This window comes from Rossellomorea oryzaecorticis (genome assembly GCF_045897515.1).
Taxonomy (GTDB): Bacteria; Bacillota; Bacilli; order Bacillales; family Bacillaceae_B; genus Rossellomorea; species Rossellomorea enclensis.
Genome location: NZ_JBJOSA010000047.1, coordinates 1 through 1,540 on the forward strand (window position 1 = coordinate 1; position 1,540 = coordinate 1,540).

1 protein-coding gene is annotated in these 1,540 nt (G+C 46.0%); it reads left to right on the forward strand.

Features of this window, described 5'->3' with window-relative positions:
* Nucleotides 1-204 precede the first annotated feature (204 nt).
* Nucleotides 205-1,464 carry a group II intron reverse transcriptase/maturase gene (ltrA, locus tag ACKA06_RS21590; protein ID WP_032086719.1) on the forward strand — a complete coding sequence of 420 codons (1,260 nt, stop codon included), beginning with the start codon at nucleotides 205-207 and terminating at the stop codon, nucleotides 1,462-1,464.
* Nucleotides 1,465-1,540 lie beyond the last annotated feature (76 nt).

Consider the following 1,540-nt stretch of genomic DNA (forward strand, 5'->3'; position numbering starts at 1 on the left):
GAGGTCATAGTAGTGGGAACTTCTAGAATTCCCATGAAGGACCGAATCATTTAAGAAGAATGGCGCTTCGCGTACGCAACACTTGATGAAGCAGAAACATGAAAACCTTCCTAATGGAGGAGGCGGTGAAGCCCGCCGGGGACATTAGAAGGGTGGAGAGATGTTGCCACACAACGAGAGAGACCATTCACGTAGGAGTTTGATATCATGTTGGACCGAATCTTATCACGAGAAAATCTAACCCTCGCGTTAAAACGCGTTGAACGCAATAAAGGAAGCCACGGTGTAGACGGGATGCCCGTACAAAACCTACGAGCGCACCTTCATACACACTGGGCTTCTCTGCGAGAAGAAATTCAAAGTGGGACCTATCAACCCCAACCCGTCCGTCGTGTCGAAATCCCGAAACCGAACGGAGGTAAAAGGAAGTTAGGTATCCCCACCGTGATGGATCGGTTCATTCAACAGGCCATCGCACAGGTTCTCACCACTGAATATGACCCAACATTCTCTACCTACAGTTATGGATTCCGTCCAAACAAACGGGGACATAACGCGGTTAGGGAAGCAAGAAGCTATATAAAACAAGGGCACCGTTGGGTCGTGGACATAGACTTAGAAAAGTTCTTTGATAAAGTGAACCATGACCGCTTGATGCGTACATTAAGTAAACGAATCAAAGACCCGAACCTATTAAGACTGATTCGAAGATACCTGCAGGCAGGAATTTTGAAAGACGGTCTGGTTCGCCCCAACACGGAGGGAACACCACAAGGTGGACCTTTAAGCCCTTTACTCTCTAACATTGTGTTAGATGAGCTGGATAAAGAGTTGGAGAAAAGAGGTCTCTGTTTCGTCCGCTACGCGGACGACTGTAATATTTACGTACGTTCTAAGAGGGCAGGACTACGAGTGATGGAAAGCATCACGAGATTTATTGAAAGAACGCTGAAATTGAAAGTGAACGAGAAGAAAAGTGCGGTAGACCGCCCATGGAAGCGAAGATTCCTTGGATTTTCTTTCACCTTTCATAAGAACCCGAAAATACGGATCTCTCAGGAAAGTATTAAACGGTGTAAACAGCGTATTCGTGAATTAACTTCAAGAAGAAAATCCATGAATATGAAGGACCGGATCGATAAACTGAATCGCTATCTGGTTGGCTGGCTGGGTTACTATCAACTGTCTGAAACGCCAACCATATTCAGGAATTTAGATAAATGGATTCGAAGAAGACTTCGGATGATTCGCTGGAAAGAATGGAAGAAAATTAAAACAAAGTACAAGAACCTAAAGAAGTACGGAGTACAGGAAAGAAAAGCGTGGGAATGGGCAAATACCAGGAAAGGCTACTGGCGAGTCGCCAGCAGCCCCATCCTGCATAATGCCCTTGGGAACCAATACTGGGACAACCAAGGGTTGAAGAGTCTATATCATCGATATCAAGTCAAGCGTCAGACTTAAATGAAACCGCCGTATACGGAACCGTACGTACGGTGGTGTGAGAGGTCGGGGGTTAGTCACCCCCTCCTACTCGATT